Below are 17,652 nucleotides of genomic sequence, written 5' to 3'. Positions count from 1 at the left end.
ACATGAAGCACAAAAACCCTTGCTCAAGATAAACGGCCCAGCGGCTCAACCGAAGCGCCAGCGGTCTGGTTTGCCTACACGCCAGATCGCCGTGGCGAACATCCTCAACAACACCTCGCTGACTTCGCTGGCGTGCTGCAGGCGGATGCGTTCGCCGGCTACGCAGAGCTGTACCGAAGCGGCCGGATTCGGGAAGCTGCATGTATGGCGCACGCGCGTCGAAAACTGCACGATCTGCACGCTGTCCGGCCGTCGTCGATCACAACCGAAGCATTGGAGCGCATCGGTGCACTCTATCGTATTGAGGAACACATTCGCGGCAAGCCACCGGAGGAACGCCGACGCGTGCGCCAGGCGCAGGCGGTGCCGCTGCTTGCGGACATGAAGCAGTGGTTCGAGACGACGCAGCTCACACTCTCCTCGAAATCTGACACCACCAAAGCGATCCAGTACGCGCTGAATCGCTGGCCCGCGCTCGTCTATTACTGCAGCGATGGTCGGGCCGAGATCGACAACCTGCAGGCTGAGCGCGCACTACGTGGTGTCGCAATTGGTCGTCGGAATTTTTTATTCGCCGGCGCCGACTCCGGCGGTGAACGTGCCGCCGCCATGTATAGCCTGATCGGCTCAGCTCGCCTGAACGGTATCGATCCCGAAGCCTATCTGCACCACGTCATCGAGCGCATCGCAGATCATCCGACCAACCGCGTCGACGAACTGCTGCCCGGGAACGTCGCACCTCTGCTGCCTGCGTCTGCTCGCGTCAACCCGATTCGTTAGCCGTCGGCGCCTGCGCCGTCAACAAAATCCACGACGGTACTGATCCACTGCTTACCGATTATCCGTCCGGCTGCTCCTCAAAATTGAGGCCGTGCCAACATGCTATATATTGCTGACATAGTCGCAAATTTTGGGAGATAACGATGGTCAAGCTCCCCGATGATTCGAACACGGACATCGTGTTGAATCTGTCTCTCCCACGGGGAACGGATCTAGCGATTGCCTCATCCCTGAAGCGGTTCCTGGAAGAGTTTCTGACAATCGTTCTGGCTCAACCCAACTGGGAGTCCAGGATTTTGGGGCGAGCTGATGCGATCGCGCGTGCCTTTTCAGGTTTGGAGGCACCGTCGGCACCGTTGATTGAGGAGCGCATCCGGCGCCAGAAGACGATGCGCGAGGTTTTTGCCCGAGGTGACTGGCTTACAGCCGAGCAGATTAACGCGCTGCAGGTGACCCCACCCACCAACAAGGCGCAGCCCGCAAGTGACTGGAAACGCAGGGGTCGCATCTTCGGTGTGACGTTCAATGGCAAGGAATACTTCGCGGGTTACCAGTTCGATGCGATGTGTCAACCGCTCCAGGTCATTCGGGATGTCCTCGAGGCACTCGGTCCCGTCGAGGACAGCTGGAAGATAGCAGCGTGGTTCCATTTTCCGAACGGATGGATTGCCGACCTCAGAGGCCGTGAGGGTCGACCTGTTGCACCCAGGGATGTACTCGATCACCGTGATGAGGTTGTCGGAGCCGCGCATCGCAGGCTTGGCGGGTATGTTGCCTGATGGCCGGCCTACGCCTGCCAGGAACAGCGTCTATCTACGCTGACCTAACCGCCGCCGTCAACGTGGTCCGAGTCCAAGCTTACCCGTCGTCTCGCCACTCCGGGTTAATAAGGCGGATGTAAAGAATCCCGAACCTTGCGGCTCGACAGATTCCAAGGGCGGCCTCTCGCTCGGGGGCGACGACTTAGTAGCGCCGCCCAACTTTTTCCAGTTTCCCTGAAAACCCATCGTCGCCTTGGAGTCGAAGAACTCGTTCGCGTTCGTCAGGAAAAGCGACGCGGCGGCGACGTTGGCCCGAACAGTGCCACTTGCTGTTGCGTGAACACCCGAGGGCCCCTGCCCTCTGGCGGTGCGATCGTGCGCGGCTTGCTCCACAGTCTTGATAAGCCGCTTCCATTCACCGTCGGGCTTGAGCAACGCGCCGCGCAACCCTGTCACCATGCCATGGAGGGCCTCGCCCAAAGGCACATTGGCGTTGAAGGTACCCGTGTAAGTTGGAGAGGCCGATGGTGTAACCAAGGTGGCTACGGGCTGCTTGTCTTCAATCCACCATCCCGACGACGGGACCACCGCATTGACATTCACGCATGCGTAACGCATTCCCGGACATTGACCAGCGACCGACGGACGGATGTTGAAGTCACTGGGGTACGGCTTTGGCTTTGTCAACGTAAAGTCGGGTTGGCGCACATAAAACTGGCGCTGTGTCGCCTCCTCCTGGGTACTGAGCGTAAATTGACCGCTGGCACTCGTTTCGTCGGCCACTTTGGCTTGGAGAATCAGCGCGAATCGTTTGCGATCGGTGGTGGACTTCTCCAGATCAAGCACAATTATTAGATCGCATAACTCAGGCTTTTTGAGTGGGCCGGTTTTGGGAGGATCCCTCCACCTCGTCAGTGGTGTCCTGTGGGCAAATACGCCGATGATATCGAGCTCGCCGCCCGTTAGATACGGGCGCCACTCCTGCACGAGGAGATCTGGCGGGTTTACACGAGCCTCGCTACTTCAGGGACTTCACCGTTCCCCAAGACGTTGCCTGGAATCGCGCGGCAGGTCCGGATCGCATTCTCGGCAGCCTGTATGAGTACTTTGGGAGCTTTCATCGTGGCAAGAGTAATGGTGGTGAGCGCGACTTTACCCCAGCATAATCGCCTTGCTGCGTTAGATGCATACGTCGGCGTTGCGCGCCGTAGCCGCTCTTGTCGCACACACAGGCAGTGAGATTGACGCCAACTCTCTATTGGCTCAAGCGTATGCATGCCCCCGCGCCTTGATGGCCATTTCTTCTAGTTCCTACCATATTTTGGTAGGAATCAGATTGCCGTCCATGGTTTTTGATGAACAGACGGTGCTGGAGCAACGCTTACCCTGCCTGCGTCTTTCGACCGTCTTAAATCGCACACCGCTCGCAGGATAAAGAAGAATTCAAGACGAGCTGTTTTTTGCCGATATTGAAGCACGCCGGTTGTGCTGCAACCGGCGGAAAATTCATTTCAGTAAGGAAAACTCATGCAAAACCGGAGAACGGCTGCGGCATCAGCGCGCGCAGCCAGTCAATCGAAATCCTCGCGCGAAAATTTCCGCGACCTGTTCAGGCGGGCAGCCACCTGCCTCGTCCTGCTCGGCGTGATGCTGCTTCTGATACCCACCACCTGGCGCGTCGTCTATGCCGTTACCAGCCTGATTCTCCTGGTCGTCGCGTTCTCCATCAGGACCTTTCAGATATTCAATCCTAGCAGCTCCACGTTGACCGGACTTCGGGACAGGGTGCTGACCTGGTACAAAAGCCTCGATCCTCACCAGCAGCTGTATGTCAATGTGGTGCTCTGCATCCCGTTTCTCGGCTACACCTATCTGCTGGATGCCCGGACACTGTTTCCGCAACTGGGCATTCTCTTCTTCGCATACTGCCTGTGGGTTGCCGGAAAGGATGTTTACCGCATCTACGTCACCCTGTCAGGCGCCCTGATTGGCAAGGGGTTGATCGCCGTTGCGTTTGCCATCGGCTCCAATCTTGCATTCAGTTTTGCCGGCTGGTTTATCGGCGAACTGACGCATGTCCCACCCTCGACCTTCCCGCACACCTTGTCATTCCTGGCCATTCTGGCGATTCCCGTCCTTGCCATGACGGTCGGGGCGGTTTTCATTCCGGTTTCCATTGTTGCGGTTCCACTGGTTATCTACCTGTCCGGTGTCATGAAGCAGGCGCCCCGTTTCATGAAGTGGTTCCTGGGGCTGAACCTTGAAAAAAGCGGACATCGCTACACCGTTGCAACCCTGGTCTTCCAGCTGTTTTTTTACTCCACGCTCGCGTCAGTGGCGCCGCGGGTCTTCTTTCTCGTCCTGAACCGGTTCGGCCCGCAGATCGAGCGGACCATCGGGAATTCGATCTATGCATTCGACATGTATCCCGGTACGGAATGCAGGACGGCTTCCGGTTACCGGCAGGCGCCACTGGGTGACGAGAATTATGTTCTGGCCACCCGTCAGTCGGGCGGGGTGAAATTCGAACTCCCCAGAAAGTGCGCCCTCTGACGCCCCTCACCAGGGGGTAATCCAGGTCACGGCGCTTGCCTCAAGCCGCGTGGAGGGTGCCTCGTGGCACCGGGCCGCTACCTCCGCCGGTACGCCGGCCGCCACCTGCCCTGGGGGCCTGACTGCGCCGCGGTCAGGCCGGCGACAGATCCCTGTCGTGTCACGCGCCCCGTTGCCGGATAACGCACGCCCGTTTCGCCTGCCGGGTGGCCGGCCCGTTCCTGCGTCGGGTGCCCGCCCGCGGGTACCCGGATGCCCGTGACCGCCGGCCAGCGCAGCACAGGCGGGCCTTCGCGCGATATGGCCGGTTTGCCGCGATAATAGTGTTTATCGCCGTCAGCCTTTCCATTTCCCGTATAAAAGCGGCTTTCTGGCGTGCGGCCTGTGCGTAATCTATGCTGGAACTTCCCGCCTGCACCCAGCGTGATCCCAGGGTGCGCTGGAGTGCCGCCATGCCCCGTCCCGCCGCCGTCTCCCCCGAGCAGATCCGCACCGCCGTGCTCGCCATGCTGGCCGAGGCCGACGTCGAGGCCGACCGCGCGCCCACCCGCGAGCGCTTCCGCAAGGTGGTGTCAGTGCGCAAGCTGCGCGCGCGCCTGGGCGCCGGCGACCCGACGATGCTCTCGCGCACGCTGAACCTGATTGAGGCGGAAGTGGTACACGCCGGTCTCGCCCAGGTCGCGATTCCCGGACTGCCCGACGCGGTTGCGGAACAGATGCGCGCGCTTTGGCAGACGGCCGTGACTTTCCAGCTCGACGAGGTGGTACAGATGAAGGCCGCAGCAGCCGGGGCCGCCGGGGCGGCCGCAATGGCGGAGCGCGACGCCGGCCTGCGGGTCGAACTGCTGCAGGTAGAGCTGGCTGACCTGCGTGCGCAGATCTCGGTACGCGATACCGGGCTCGCGACCGTGCGCACGGAGCTGCGCACGGCCGCCGGAAGGATGGCGGAAGCGGACAGGGCGGCCGCGGACCTGCGTACCGCGCTCGCCTCCGCGAACGCCCGGCTCAGCACGGTCAACGACGGTCACGCGGCCGCGATCGCCGCGATCCACACCCGTTACGAAGGTCTGTCGCGGCAACTGCTGCAGGAGACCGAACACCAGCGACATGCGCTGCAGGTCGAGCGCGAGCGGCTGACCGGCCAGATCACGCAGGCCCAGGAGCGGATCAGTGCACTCGAGGGGTTACGCGACCACCTGCTGGCCGAACTCGCCGGGGCGCGCAACGCGCACCAGCATGCCGCCGGCGAAGCCGCCGCCCTGACAACCGTTATCGCCGGGCAGCAGGCGCTGCTGCAGGCGGCGCAGACCAGCGGACATGTGCCCGCGGCGGTCGCGACGCCAGGACGCCCCCGCAGGCGCGCGCTGGCACCGACGGCGGCGGCATCCCCCGCTGCGACAACCGCTTCGGCCCGGAGAAAAACGCGATGAATCCGGCCCACTGGATCGACATTGCCGCGTCGCCGCCGCAGCCGCTGCCGGATTCCATCGATGCGGCGCTCGACTACCTCGCCGGTACAACCGGCCACCCGGTCTACATCCGCTGGACGCTGTCGCGCCTGAAACGTGGCTGCCCGTCACTCGCCGACGCGAAACGGGAACACCCCACCGTGTTCGCGCTGCTGCTCGAGCACGAGGCGGCCGTCGAATACTGGGATCGCGGACGCCGGCGCATTGTCGCGGCAGACCATGCGCCCTCGCCCGAGGCCATACTGGAACGCACGCTGCACCAGCACCGGCGCCGTTTTCACCGGATCACCGACGGGAACGCGCGGGGGCTGGCGACGAACGAAGCGACAGGTGCCGCCACGGCGGTCTGGCTGGCCGTGCTCGAACCACCGCTCGCCGTCACCGCCGGCGTCACCCGTCCGCTCCCTCCCACCGGAAGATGGCTCGCGCGGGCGGGCCGCTTCGTCAACCCGTCTCCGGTCACGAACACCCTCGGTGTCGTCGACGATGCCCAGGCGATCGTCCTCTTCCTGCGCGATCGCGCCAGCCGCTCGCCGCACACGCTGCGCGCGTATCTGGCCGACCTGCGGCGCCTGATTGCCTGGTGCGCGCACCAGCAACTCGGGCCCCTGTCGGACCTCACGCGTCACGACCTGCTCGCCTACCGCCGTGCGCTCGAGCGCGGGCCCGGGTACGGCCGCGCCATGGACGAACCGGCGCTCCCCGGTACCCGTCACCGGGCTCACCCCGGTCGCCCGGCGACGCCGCACCCGCGGTCAGCGGCGACGCCATCGCGCGCACTCGCCGTCGTATCGAGCCTTTTTCGCTACTGGCTCAGGACCGGCTACCTGAGCGCGAATCCGGCCGCCGACCTCCCCGCGGGTGGCATCGCCCGCGTGGCCTGGACGCCCAACCGCATCATCCCGTCCAGCGTGGTCGCGCTGTGTGACGCGGTCATCGCCGGCGCCACGCCGGCCGGCATCGAGCCGCTGGTATGGGCCCGCCGGTGCGCGATCTGGTCGCTGTACCGGTACGCGGGTGTGCGGCTCGCCGAACTGGTGTGGTCGGAACCGCTGGGACTGCCGCGACTGGAGGTGGACGCCGGCGATCACTGGACCCTGCACGTGTGCGGCAAGGGTCGCCGGTTGCGCGCGATTCCGCTGCCCGCTGTCTGCGTGCCGCCGCTACGCGCGTACCGGCTTGCCCGTGGACTGCCGGCCACCCCCGCTCCGTTTGAACGGCTGCCCGTCATTCACAGCGAGCGGCGCGAGGCGCTCGGCACGAGCGGGCTGTACGACCAGGTCAAGGCGGTCTTCCATGCGGCGGAAGATCACGTTGCGCCCGGTGACGGTGCGACACTCACCCTGCTGCGCGCCGCATCGACGCACTGGCTCAGGCACGGCTACGCACGCACGCTGGTGATCGACCACGCCGTGCCGCTGCCGGTCGCGCAGCAGCTGCTCGGCCACGCATCAGTGCAGACGACGGCCGCGTACGCGAAAACGGATCTCACGCAGACCCGCGCCTTTGTGGAGGGGAGTTTTCCCGGGCCGGAAGACTGAAGGGTACGCGTGGCGATCTGCAATTGCCCCTGTAGCAGGATCCTGGCTATGGGGTATCAACCGCACTTACTGGCGAACATGCGGCGTTTGACACCTTTGGTTCGCGACCTGAGCACCTTCAGCGCGATGCTATATCGGGTGTATGCCACCGACGCAGCTGGAGTGACTCAAGCGCGACGAGATCGACCATGGAAAACGAGATAGCCCGAGTACCGCCGGGTATAGGCGCACCGAGGTCCTTCAAGGTGAGTTTAACTACTCAACGCGTGCGCCGCCCAGAATCCCAACCACCGTCAAAGCGACTTTCGCGCTTGTGCGATTCGAAGGGCGCATCAAACATCTCAATGTCGCTCAGGTAAAGCATCACCAGCACTTCGCCGGCACGCCCGGGTATCGCGTGTTCGTGAATCTCATAGTTCTCGGCATCATCGTTTGTGAACCATGCGTCAGCCGATTGCTTTCCCGACGACTGCTGAATATTGCTGCCACTTACGATGTCAAAGGCAAAGCTGGCTTCGTCAAGTTTCTGAACCAGGCGCCATCGCCGGGGAACATGGGGTGCAACTGCGCGCCAGCGAATGCCACGCGCGTCATAGCAGGCGACGATTACCGGTAAGGAGTCAACCTCTGCCATGCGGATAATGGCAGCCGCGACGCTTACCTCGAACGCCTGCGCGACTTCCCCGATCTGTTTGAACGTCGGAAGTCTCGGCCCCGACCGAATCGCCGGGTCAAACAAATAGCGTGGCATTAGCAGATGGGCGGCGTAGCTGTCCGCTTCCTTCTCCAGCTTCACGTCCGACGCCAGGTTTTCACTTTGATCATCGACGCGACAGCGGAAGGATTTTCCGCGGTGGAGATTCCAGTGCCCGAGTTCATGCGCAACCGAAAATCGCTCGCGTCCGCGATTCCCTGACGGCCTGATGGTCGCGATTGCCTGACTTTTGACCCCCACGAGTGTTGCCTCGCAGCCGTCAAGCTGTTCGTACCGAACGTCCATTCCCGCGTCACACGCAATAGCTTCAACGTCAAGCTCCGACGGAGATGAGATACCAAACCCGAAAATGAGTGCCTCGGCGCGCTGGCCGGGTGTCATTTGTTGTCCCCCTGGCCTTCTCGAAGCTGCTTGAGCTGAGCATAGAGTCTCCGGGTGTCAGCTTCCGACATTTCGCTCAGCTGGCGAGCAGCGAGGGTAACGTCACCGTCATTCGCGGCGGCGAGCAGGTAAGCCTTTATTTCGTCCAGCGATACCGAGGACGGCGAGGCTACCGGATCCTCTTGCGTCTGGCGACGCGCTTTCGCTGCGGCCAGTCGTTTGCGCCCCGCATCCCGACCTGCTTCTTCAATGCGGTTGGCCGCACGTAATTTCACTGCGTCTATATCTTGCCCTTCGAGGATTTCCTCATCGGACATTGACATCAGCTCGTGCATATACGAATCGAGAAAACTCGACGAGAGCTGGGGCTTGCGCGATGCGCTCATCCGTTCCTCCTTTCGTCTTCCATGAGTTTGAGCTTTCTCACCAGCCGCTTACGGGCGGCATCGTATTGTTTCTTGTCCATTTGTAGTGCTGCAGCGGCTTCAGTACCGCATCTACCAGCGGCCCACTCCCACGCGACCAGGGCTGCCTCTGCATCGTCAGCGAGAAGGTCCTCGACGCGAGCAGCCTGCTCAGCATCGGACGCCGCAATATCGGGGGTTAGCGTCTGAACCGGCTCCACGTTTCGAACGAGCAAGTCGGTCGCTTCCATGACGTCGTTGCTCTCCACAATGGTATCTCCGTCAATTGGCCCATTCGCATCGCGTTTGCGTGCGTTGCTAGCCATGCTGTCCAGGACGAACGCGATTACCGGAACCGCAGCGTAGCCGCGACGCCACACGCGCTCCCCACCCAGTAGCTTGGCGCAGGCCTCCTGAAGCAGGTCTTCATGAGATGCGGCACCGAGCCCGGAGAACGCCTGCCGGGCCATCCACTCGACACGAAGCCAATCGGCTGGCGACATTTTCTCCAGTTCCTGCCTGACCTCCACCAGACTCAGGCGGTCGTCAGTTTCGAGGGCTTCACTCATAGCTCCCGAACTCCCCTTATTGGTAAAGACTCCCCAAGCGCGTTCTACGGACGCTGCCGAAGAAAATTTTTGTTAAGACGTCCGCGAGGCCGTTCTGGAGAGTCTTACTAGGTATGGGCGACGCGTTTGATACTTTGCCGCTCCAGGTAAGCGGGCAGTCTGATGATAGTCGAACGCGAGACGCGCAACATCAATCGTTAGTCAGGCACGCGTACTTCGCGAGCCGACGGCTCCCGGAAACGGTCGAATTGACCGATGCACGAATGGACATGTATCGCAATATCTAGTACATCCAGCATAAAATGCACTATATGTTGTGACATTGGCAATACCATGTATAGCTGTTGAGCGGTAAGAATTACCACAAGTTCGCTGACAACGTATATCACGCGCTTTTTTAAGGACGTCACCCATGGCAACGCCAGAAATCACCTTTTTCCCCGTGGGCAATGGGGACATGACGCTTATCAAATTGTCCAGCGGACGGACTATTCTGATCGACATCAACATCCGGCAACCCGGTGATGGTGTACGTGACGTGCTCAAGGATTTGCGAGACAGACTTGCCGTCGATGAGGAGGGGCGTCCGTACGTCGATGTAATGGTCCTGAGTCATCCAGACCAGGACCACTGCCGCGGCCTGTGCGAGCATTTTTACCTTGGCTCGCTGATGGACTATCCAACGCAGGGCGGGCCGTCGAGAATTGTTATTCGGGAGATGTGGTCGTCGCCGCTGGTATTCCGCCGCGCCTCGAAATACCACACCCTGAGCGATGACGCGCGCGCGTGGAACACCGAAGCGAAGCGTCGCGTCGCGCTCTTTCGCGAAGAGGGTGCGCTGGAAGACGGCGACCGTATGGTGATTATGGGTGAGGACACGGACGGCAGGACCGACGATATTCTCGACATTGTCGTAAAGACTGACCAGCGCATCACTGCGGTGGCCGGCAAAGAGCAGGAGAACTTCAGTGCCCTGCTCCTGGCGCCGATGCCGGCTGACGACGAGCACGATGCCGATGAATTGTCGAAGAACGAGTCCAGCATCATCATCAACTATTCCATCGGCACGGGAGCAGTTCCAGATGCAGTGAAATTTCTGTCAGGCGGTGACGCAGAGGTCTACATCTGGGAAAAACAGTGGGAACGCCACAAGGACGATACACCGGCGCTGGAGTACGACTTACTGTCGACGCCTCATCATTGTTCGTGGCACACGCTCTCGTGGCACAGCTGGAGCAAGAAGAAGGAGGATGCCGAAGTGTCTTCCGACGCACGCAAGGCGCTGTCGCAGACGCGTGCGGGCGCTTACATCGTCGCCAGCAGTAATCTGATTCTCGACGACGATAATGATCCTCCTTGCATCCGTGCAAAGCGCGAGTACGAAGCTATCGCGAGGGACGCGTCGGGCAAGTTTGTAAACACCTCGGCCCATCCTAACGAGCAGAACCCCGAGCCTATGGTGTTCGAGGTGATGTCGGGCGGCGTCAAGGCAAAATGGAAGGTCGCTGCGACCCCTGCAGCGGCGGGTGCTGCCTCTGCATTCGGCTCGAAACCCCTGTCACACGGCTAAGGCTGGGGCTGTCATGAACGCACTACTGCAGGGTGCAATCCGGTCGCTCGAGGCGCATCCTGCGGTCGAGTCGGTAAAAGTCGAAGAGATTGCGGGCGGGGGGGCAAACGTCTACGCGACGTTTCTCGTTGAACTGCCATCGCGCTGGGCCGCTGCGGGCGAAAGTCCGAACGGTGTCCAGGCGCGAGAGGATGTGCTGGTCGAGTTTCCATCTGGTTTCCCGGATACGGCACCGCGATTCACATTGCGCGAGAATTTTCCGGACGCGTTGCCGCATATCTATCTGCACAAGCGCGGAAGTCGGGTGCCCCCCTGCATCACTTTCGGCGACAAGCTCGACGTAATGCATTCAGACGGTTTCTATCGTCTTGTCGACCAGATGTCGGATTGGCTTAACAAAGCTGCGGTCGACCAGCTGGCCATCAATGAGAAGGGTTGGGAACCGAGCCGAAGGGAAGTCGGCTTCAACTTCGTCGAAATGGACCCAGCAGAACATTTCGTCAAGCCGCCTTTTGGCGGATGGCGCCTGTTCATGTGCATGACATGCTGGAGCAAAGACGGCCGCTGGTCATTAGCGCGTGACCCTCAACCCAGGTCCCCGGTAGGCGATCCGACTTTCATGCACGAGTGGCTGAACGCGCACGGAATGACCGACACGACATACTTCGGGCGTGTACCTCTGGTTTTCTGCTGGCCGCAATCCGCTCCTGGTGAGCAACCCGCTGTTCATGAGCGATACAAGGCCGATACAGTCACGACGTTCGCGGAGCTTGCCGAGCAGGCGGCCGAGTGGGGCTGTCGAGTTGCACTGGACGATTTCATAAGTAACTTCAACCGTACTCTTGCAACGTCGAAGCGCAAGGCCAATGTGCTCCTGTATTTTGCGTTTCCGGTGCGCAGACCCACGAACATTATCGGCACCCAGAGCCAGTTTGAGATGATGGCCTACAAGATGCAACTCTCGCTGCCGACGAGACTGACGGTGGACGACACGACAGCGGTTGGCGCTGTTGCCTTCTCATCCCCCATTTCTCCGAAGCTGTTGAAACGGACGTCGGCGCTGCAGGAACAACCGAAGGAATTGCAACTGACATTTGCAGGATGCGGGAGTCTGGGGTCGAAGGTTGCCATGCATGTTGCGCGCGCGGGAGGCAGGGCGGCGCTGCTGATAGATGAGAAGCTTGTTGTCGCACATAACGTAGCCCGCCATGCACTGCTGCCTGATGACGTGAATAACTTGCACGGAAAAGCAGAGAGGCTGGCTCAGGTCATGGGGAGCTTCGCTTCAAAGCGCCCGAAGTTCGTCGCCTTTGACGTTCGCGGCCTGGACTTCAATGGAGCTAAATACCGGGATTTTTTTCGCGGCGAGCTATCGGTGGTTGTAAACACGACAGGCTCGCCTGCGGTGCGCGACTTCTTCGCAAAGGCGAAGTTTGACGCCCGTGTTGTTGAAGGCGCAGTTCTCCATCATGGAAACGCGGCATTCATGACCGTGGAGGGACAAGGCAGAAATCCCTCGACCATCGACCTGCTGTATCACTCATACGAACAGCTTCGCTCGCTCGGACTTCTGCGCGATGCGGGTGTAACCGCGGCGGCGAATGTTCTCGAGATCGGTATCGGCTGCCACTCGGTCACTATCCCTATGTCGGACGCGCGAGTCTCGCTCGTCGCAGCCGGAATCGGCCAGCGATTGCATCGATACGATGAGGTCGGTTTGCCCGAAACCGGTGCATCTTCCGTTGCATCTGTCGGCGACGACGGAATGTCCATTGTGTGGACGCACGACGAAGTTGGTGCAACGCACGTGGCGGAGGTATTTGACGGGAAGACGTGGACCGTCCGTGTGCTTGACAGGGCACACCAAAAAATTGCTGCTGACGTTGCTGAACATCCTGCGGTTGAAACTGGGGGCATTATCGTAGGAAACGTTTCCGCACTCACGAGAGAGATATTCATCACGGATGTCCTTCCCGCTTCGCCAGATAGCACGCGCGCGCCTGAGCGTTTCGTGCTCGGGGTTGCTGGAACCGTGGGCGCGATTCGCGACTATGAAGCGCTCGGTGGACACACGCTATGGTGCCTAGGGACATGGCACAGCCATCTGGCAGTGAGTGGGCCGTCGCAGATGGACAGGGACACAGCAAGATCTCTCGACGGCCAGATACGCCACGCAGCAGTGTTGCTAATTCGCCATCCGCATGGATACGCTGCACTGGTCCGCGATGGATCGCCAACCTGAATTCGCTTGCCTTCGATACTCGATATACGGGAAGAACATGGACGCTTTACAGCAAGTCGCACAGGTCGCTTCATCTGGAAAATCATTAAAGGCGCGAAATATGGTCTGGCTCGTCGCCGTCGGTGTTTTCGACGTAATCGTGTTGCTGGTTATCGCGTTTCATCACCCCATCGACGATTTCGTTGCGGACAAGGGAATGGCGTTGCGGACCGGGCTGTCCGTCTTTCTGCCAGTGCCGATCATCTTCCTTTCGTATCTGCTCTCGCACTCACAGAAGGCAGTCCTGGTGTTCTGGCGCATTCATAACCCGATGCCTGGTTCACGTGCGTTTTCCATGCATGCATTGACCGATGCACGGATTGATGTCGACTCGCTCAGAAAGAATGTAGGGGCATTTCCCAGTGATGAGCGAGATCAAAACTCGATGTGGTACAGGCTTTACAAGCAGGTCGAGAATGACAGTTCGGTGCTAGAGAGCCATCAGAAATACCTGATGTTCCGGGACGTCGCTGCAATGTCGTTGTTGCTCGTCCCCCTTGTGGCACTCGGCCTGTTTCTTTTTGGGAACACAACTTCAGCTGTTGGGTGGTCTGTGGTGGTTTTCGCAGCCCAGTATCTGGTTGCAGTGCTGGCAGCACGAAACTCTGGAATTCGTTTTGTTCAAAACGTTCTTTGCATCCATGCTGCAAAAAGGATCGGCAGCGCCCGGCGCGCAGCGTCCAGGAAAAAGTCCGACGAGAAGAGTTAAACCGGGTGCCATCGCGGTGTCACAGGTATCAAGATGAATCAGCCTGCGGTATCGCAACAAGAACTACCGAAGTAGCCTCACGATGACAAAAAGAGACTGCCGACTGTAGTATTAAATTACTAGAGGAAAGGTGTTGGTCATCCTTTCGATTCAGCGATGAGACCATGGATACGACTAGATGAGCGAATTGGCAAGAAATGAACACGGCGACGAGTGGACTGCACACGCCCTGAGAGACGACTATGTCCGCAACACGACCCCTAAGTTCGCCTGGTGGGTTTGCGCTTTTTGTGATGTCGAGGTCACTCCAGCAGCGGTATACGGCGTCAAGTTCGAGAAGAGAGCGTACTTTACGCTGGCTTCGCGGACCTCCCCCCACGCTAACGACTGCCCGTACGGAGATGCAGGTTTCGTTCAGTATGGGGTGAGAGCCACCCAGCCTCAGGCTCACAGGTTCAATGTGGACTTGCCGGAAAAGCTCGTCGCCCCGAGGCCGCCAAGGCAGGCTGGTGTAGCCGGACAGGGAAAGCCTAATGGGCTCGCCAGTGCGACCGAGATCCGCCGCAGGGTCAACGGCCTTGCAGCAACTGCGACCATCCCCAATCAATACACGACGAGCCTGTTGCAGACGCTGATAGATGCCCGAAAGGAGGCCATAAAAGCGATATACGGCCTCAAGAGTATCTCAATGCTACCGGCGGCGAAGCAGACGAGCGCCATGTTCGAGGTGCTGAAAAGTGTGCCACTCGATCTATATGGGATGGCAACGAACTACAACAGCGCATTCCACAAAACGACGAAGATGCCTTGGCGTGGAAACTTCATCTACTATGGCATGGCTGACGTCGCGGTTATATCAAATGGGTTCTTGCTGACGTCTCACGACCGGATCCCGAACGCAGATGCAACCTTGCCTCCTATTGCTGCTTACGTTGTCATCCAGTGTGATAGGGCAAATCCTGTCAATCGCATGGAAGGGCGGATGATAACGACCTTAAACGAGGCGGCCGGTGCAGTTGCTGGTAAGGTAGCTCACGCCGTTTCATGGAGCGCTTACGGGCAGCTCGTGATGAACAATACGGCAGGAGTGTACGAGCTGACCGTTACCCAGCCAAATCACATCGCCGTTTAAAAACGGCGTAGCCTAACTCCTTACCAACGCTGTCGAGGCCGAGCGAGTGGCGAGCGACGTTCTCAGGTTCGAACATGTCGAAATCGACAACGTCGACTTGCCCAACTCCCGCCCCCGCGAGCAAGTCTACGATCGGTGCGCAGAGCGATCCTGCGCCAAAGACGACTATCCAGAGCTAGGGAACTCGGCCGGCCATTCTTCCCTTTTCTGAAAATGTCTGTGCATGGCTTCGTTGCTTCTTTCATTGCGGGGTCTGGCAAGGTGTCGCCAGCCGTGACAGTGCGCCATCTAATCGAGTTACTTAACTCCGGACGCGCCAGTTGCCGCAGACGCGTTCTGCTTCTGTGCTGCCCGTGCATGAGTGTCGCTTTTCCCACTCACCGCACCGAGAGCGCTAGGTGGTACCGCAGACCCTGCTGGCGTTTTGACAGCGCTCAAGGTATCGCTGCGCGTCCACATGGGCAGCCAAGCCTGTGCGGGCACTGTCAGTTTGAAATAAATCACGTGAGCCAGAATCAGACCGACAAACAAGACAAATCCGACGGCTCTCAACGCCCACCGTTGCAGACAAAGGCGCCTGCGAAGGAACTTGAATACCCCAACGAACTGGCTCGCTATGTCTTTATATTGCTTCTTAATCAGCTCCTTTTGCCGCTCTATCTCCGCATCGAGCACAGCAAGCGTGTGGGTCTGGTTCCAAAGCACAAAAGCGACAAGAATTGCAAACACCCAGCAACCTACAAGGACGGCTGTATTAACCCAAAACTCATAGCCAATGACTTTCGCGTCCTTCATCTGACTTGCGACGACAATGGTTGCTACCGGGATACCCAGTATTTGCGTCTGAATGTCGGAAAAGGCCTTGTGTATCTTCCCCGCGTATTCGACCTTTGCTGCCTCTGTCGCGTCCCTCACCTTGTCATAAGAAAAGTCCGCGATGAACAACTGGTAACCGTCGCGCGTCTTCTCTGCAAGCTGGGAGAGATTCGAGAGCAGATGGACAAAACGCTGCTCCTTCGGCCAGCTCTCCAGTAGTGCTTTTACAGCACCTTCAAGGATGCCGAGCTTCTTTTCAACGTGAGCATCGTCGCCAACGAATGAAAGCAATTTCGCGATTGTCGCGTCATCGAGTGCGCGCAGGTCTTTAACCCCGTACTCGATGGGCAGCTCGAATTTGCCGCCATGGACAAAAACCAGCGCACCTTCGTCGCTATCCAGAAAAGCCGCCGCTTGCTTGAGCAGCTTAATCAGCCGAAGCACCTGGCGATATTTCTGCACATCGCTAGGAATCTCTCCATCGTTCTTCGCAAACTTGCTGTCGATGAGAAAGTAATCGTTCGGCTCCTTCAACCTATATCTGGTTGGCTGAAGAATTTCAGACAGGCTTCTAGCGAGGGCACCAAGACCCGTTCGCGGGTCCTCGAACACAACGTTAACTGTCGACCCGATGGCAAATTCATCGCTATCGGCGTCGAGACCGACAGCGTATTCGCGGGCGTCCGACAGGCACGTCGTCAACGCCTCATTTATTGATTCATTACTTACGGTGAGCGTTGCCGCGCGCCCCTCACCGAAGTCAGCGGCGCGGTAGAGCGTCAACAAAGTCTCGAACTTTGCATCACTCATCTTCGGCGTCCAGTTCCTTCTTAAGTGAGTCTGGCAAATTCTTCAACGTTAGCGTACCTTGTTCCTTGTTGTAGTTGACGTCACCGGAGCTGATTGCCTTCCGGTCGAACTCGAGCTTCCACAACTTGGTTGAGGCTTTGAACTTAACGAGTGGCTTCAATGCACTCTTGTCAGGAACGAAACCGTCCGAAAGCTGCAGGTCCGCGTCCGCAAGCGCACTACGAACGAGCTCCGGTTCCTGCGGCCACATCTCGTTGCTGAACCTCTCGATGATAAAGGATTCTTCTTTCCTGGCCAGGTCTTCGCATATGTCGACTACTTTCTGAAGCCAGGCATCACGTTCCCCGTCGTCAGGCAAGTGCCTGGCGGCAAAGGCTTGCAAGGCGCCCACAAGCTTCCTCGTTTCCTGTCGCGGCAAAACCGCGGAGTCGCATCCGAGGAAGTGGCGGAAGTACCCGGACACGTCGTCGGCCTTGGCGCCTTTCAGGAAGCCAATGTAACGCTCTTCCTTCTCACTCCAGCCCGTGAGGTCGATTCGGCCGGCCAGACGGAACTTATTGAGGTCGACGTGAGCACGGTCCTCAATGTCTAGTGTGTCGGTGATGGCGCTTCCCACGGTGTCTGTGACGATGGCGAACAACAGGAAGTCTCTCGCACCATTAAAGATGTGAGCGATAAGAACGTACCCACCCGTGGTCAATGGAGCTTCATCCGCCTTCCCTTTCAGGATATTCATCGCAGCGAGCGAGAATGCATAAAAATCGTCAGCTTTTTCTGTGAAATAAGCGCGGACGCGACGCTGCATCGGGTAAGTGTCTTCGTCATCCTCAAACTTCCCATACCCCTTGCCAGACTTGTCGCCGTACAAGGAATGAAGCGCGTCCACGAGACGTTGCACGGCCTCAGTTATCTCAATCGCATTGCCTCTGGGCACAATCTGGCCCTTCTCGTGCGTCACCTTCTCAAATTTGTGAACGACGAGCCCCCGGATTTCGTTTGCCACGATGCCCTCAGTAATTATTTCTCATATAGATAGCGTTCTAGTGGTCATCTAAAACTCTGGAAATCTAACACATGGCAGAAAACGGGGCATCAAAGAGAATTTCAGTGACGCGGAATGTCCACCTGATTCCGCATAACGTGAACTCACCCAGATTTTTG

15 protein-coding genes and 1 pseudogene are annotated in these 17,652 nt (G+C 59.0%); 9 read left to right on the top strand and 7 right to left on the bottom strand.

What is annotated here, in order from left to right:
- Positions 1 to 24 precede the first annotated feature (24 nt).
- Positions 25 to 780: pseudogene (locus tag M0D65_RS19080) on the top strand (IS66 family transposase); the annotation flags it as partial.
- A gap of 143 nt (positions 781 to 923) precedes the next feature.
- A complete protein-coding gene (locus M0D65_RS19075; protein ID WP_266254071.1) occupies positions 924 to 1,559 on the top strand; it encodes a hypothetical protein in 636 nt (211 codons plus the stop codon).
- Positions 1,560 to 1,616: 57 nt separating this feature from the next.
- Here the strand turns inward: M0D65_RS19075 and M0D65_RS19070 are convergent, their stop codons facing one another.
- Positions 1,617 to 2,387, bottom strand: coding sequence for a hypothetical protein (locus tag M0D65_RS19070; protein WP_266254070.1), 771 nt, complete (start codon positions 2,385 to 2,387; stop codon positions 1,617 to 1,619).
- Between the two features lie 681 nt (positions 2,388 to 3,068).
- Between M0D65_RS19070 and M0D65_RS19065 the strand changes: the two genes are divergently transcribed.
- The 3 genes from M0D65_RS19065 (at position 3,069) to M0D65_RS19055 (ending at position 7,104) form a co-directional block, all read left to right on the top strand.
- The gene (locus M0D65_RS19065) at positions 3,069 to 4,094 is read left to right on the top strand and encodes a hypothetical protein (protein ID WP_266254069.1); all 1,026 of its coding nucleotides are present in this window, start codon (positions 3,069 to 3,071) and stop codon (positions 4,092 to 4,094) included.
- A 452-nt stretch (positions 4,095 to 4,546) separates the two neighbouring features.
- A complete protein-coding gene (locus tag M0D65_RS19060) occupies positions 4,547 to 5,524 on the top strand; it encodes a DNA-binding protein (protein ID WP_266254068.1) in 978 nt (325 codons plus the stop codon).
- Positions 5,521 to 7,104: a tyrosine-type recombinase/integrase gene (locus tag M0D65_RS19055; RefSeq protein WP_266254067.1), complete on the top strand. Its 1,584-nt coding sequence runs from the start codon at positions 5,521 to 5,523 to the stop codon at positions 7,102 to 7,104. The genes M0D65_RS19060 and M0D65_RS19055 overlap by 4 nt, the downstream gene beginning before the upstream one ends.
- A 259-nt stretch (positions 7,105 to 7,363) precedes the next feature.
- Here the strand turns inward: M0D65_RS19055 and M0D65_RS19050 are convergent, their stop codons facing one another.
- From M0D65_RS19050 to M0D65_RS19040, 3 genes are read right to left on the bottom strand one after another with little or no spacing between them, the layout of a single operon-like run.
- Positions 7,364 to 8,200: an ImmA/IrrE family metallo-endopeptidase gene (locus M0D65_RS19050; protein WP_266254066.1), complete on the bottom strand. Its 837-nt coding sequence runs from the start codon at positions 8,198 to 8,200 to the stop codon at positions 7,364 to 7,366.
- Positions 8,197 to 8,586, bottom strand: a complete 390-nt coding sequence (locus tag M0D65_RS19045) for a hypothetical protein (protein ID WP_266254065.1) — start codon at positions 8,584 to 8,586, stop codon at positions 8,197 to 8,199. The genes M0D65_RS19050 and M0D65_RS19045 overlap by 4 nt, the downstream gene beginning before the upstream one ends.
- Entirely contained in the window at positions 8,583 to 9,173 is a 591-nt protein-coding gene (locus M0D65_RS19040) for a hypothetical protein (RefSeq protein ID WP_266254064.1), read from the bottom strand. The genes M0D65_RS19045 and M0D65_RS19040 overlap by 4 nt, the downstream gene beginning before the upstream one ends.
- 412 nt (positions 9,174 to 9,585) lie before the next feature.
- Between M0D65_RS19040 and M0D65_RS19035 the strand changes: the two genes are divergently transcribed.
- From M0D65_RS19035 to M0D65_RS19020, 4 genes are all read left to right on the top strand, one after another.
- On the top strand, positions 9,586 to 10,743 hold the full coding sequence (locus M0D65_RS19035) for a metallohydrolase (protein WP_266254063.1): 1,158 nt from the start codon (positions 9,586 to 9,588) through the stop codon (positions 10,741 to 10,743).
- Between the two features lie 13 nt (positions 10,744 to 10,756).
- Entirely contained in the window at positions 10,757 to 12,985 is a 2,229-nt protein-coding gene (locus M0D65_RS19030) for a Mov34/MPN/PAD-1 family protein (protein WP_266254062.1), read from the top strand.
- Positions 12,986 to 13,022: 37 nt separating this feature from the next.
- Complete coding sequence (locus tag M0D65_RS19025) at positions 13,023 to 13,733, top strand: hypothetical protein (RefSeq protein ID WP_266254061.1); 711 nt, start codon at positions 13,023 to 13,025, stop codon at positions 13,731 to 13,733.
- A gap of 178 nt (positions 13,734 to 13,911) precedes the next feature.
- On the top strand, positions 13,912 to 14,865 hold the full coding sequence (locus M0D65_RS19020) for a hypothetical protein (protein ID WP_266254060.1): 954 nt from the start codon (positions 13,912 to 13,914) through the stop codon (positions 14,863 to 14,865).
- Here M0D65_RS19020 and M0D65_RS33140 read toward each other — a convergent pair.
- The 3 genes from M0D65_RS33140 to M0D65_RS19010 all read right to left on the bottom strand — a co-directional run bounded on the left by M0D65_RS33140 (position 14,837) and on the right by M0D65_RS19010 (position 17,494).
- Complete coding sequence (locus M0D65_RS33140; protein WP_367619336.1) at positions 14,837 to 15,034, bottom strand: ThiF family adenylyltransferase; 198 nt, start codon at positions 15,032 to 15,034, stop codon at positions 14,837 to 14,839. The genes M0D65_RS19020 and M0D65_RS33140 overlap by 29 nt on opposite strands.
- Positions 15,035 to 15,162: 128 nt before the next feature.
- Complete coding sequence (locus M0D65_RS19015) at positions 15,163 to 16,491, bottom strand: hypothetical protein (protein ID WP_266254059.1); 1,329 nt, start codon at positions 16,489 to 16,491, stop codon at positions 15,163 to 15,165.
- The gene (locus M0D65_RS19010) at positions 16,484 to 17,494 is read right to left on the bottom strand and encodes a nucleoid-associated protein (RefSeq protein ID WP_266254058.1); all 1,011 of its coding nucleotides are present in this window, start codon (positions 17,492 to 17,494) and stop codon (positions 16,484 to 16,486) included. Before M0D65_RS19010 ends, M0D65_RS19015 begins: the two co-directional genes overlap by 8 nt.
- Positions 17,495 to 17,652: the final 158 nt, after the last annotated feature.

This window comes from Paraburkholderia sp. CHISQ3 (genome assembly GCF_030464945.1).
GTDB classification, from domain to species: Bacteria; Pseudomonadota; Gammaproteobacteria; order Burkholderiales; family Burkholderiaceae; genus Paraburkholderia; species Paraburkholderia megapolitana.
The sequence above is the reverse complement of the archived record's forward strand: the minus strand, read 5'-3'. Positions and strand labels throughout refer to the sequence as shown.